Source organism: Bradyrhizobium semiaridum, assembly GCF_020329505.1.
Classification (GTDB): domain Bacteria; phylum Pseudomonadota; class Alphaproteobacteria; order Rhizobiales; family Xanthobacteraceae; genus Bradyrhizobium; species Bradyrhizobium semiaridum.
Genome location: NZ_JAGKJJ010000095.1, coordinates 1 through 640, shown reverse-complemented (window position 1 = coordinate 640; position 640 = coordinate 1). Strand labels below are relative to the sequence as shown.

The following is a 640-nucleotide window of genomic DNA, read 5'->3' as shown; positions in this document are numbered from 1 at the left end:
CGCTGGCGCGCTGCGCCACCGGCAGGCGCATGAAGGTGCGCAGACTGCTCGCCGCGATCTGGCGGCGTTCCAGCTCGTCGAGCCGATCGGCAATCATCTCCACCTCCTCGGCCGAATGCAGCGCCTCCTGGCGATTGCGCCGCCTGAGGAAATCGAGCGCGGTGTTGTGCGCGATCCGGAACAGCCACGCCTCGACGTTCTCGACCGGCGCGGCGGAAGCGAACGCTTCCACCGCCTTGATCAGCGCATCCTGCAGCACGTCCTCGCCGTCGAGCTCGACCAGCATCTCGCGGCGATGCGGCCAAGGCTGCATCGCTACTGCGCACGCATGGTCGGTTCGGTGCTCGACGGCAGAGGATGCCGGCATCATGGCGCTCCGGGGGCGGGTCAGGACTCGTCCAGCATACGATAGTTGCCGACGACAGTGGCGCCGCTCCGCAACGGCGGCTCGACGCAGCGGTCGCGAATGCCGTCCTGGAACGCCTGGAATGCCCTCAGCTTCGGGATCGGGCTCGAGCCATCCTCGGCGGCGCTCTCGATGATATGCACGAAGGTGTCGTCTTCCAGCCGCAGCGTCAGATAGCGCACGCCGTCCGGGCTTGCGGCCTTCAGCTCGGCGAAAACCGCCGAAACCAGCGCG

At 67.8% G+C, this 640-nt stretch carries 2 protein-coding genes; both read right to left on the bottom strand.

Going from position 1 to position 640, the window contains the following annotated elements:
* A partial coding sequence (locus J6500_RS31630; RefSeq protein WP_283842972.1) for an RNA polymerase sigma factor occupies positions 1-313 on the bottom strand: 313 nt, incomplete at its 3' end.
* 74 nt (positions 314-387) lie between these two features.
* A complete protein-coding gene (locus J6500_RS31625) occupies positions 388-636 on the bottom strand; it encodes a hypothetical protein (RefSeq protein WP_225716598.1) in 249 nt (82 codons plus the stop codon).
* Positions 637-640 lie beyond the last annotated feature (4 nt).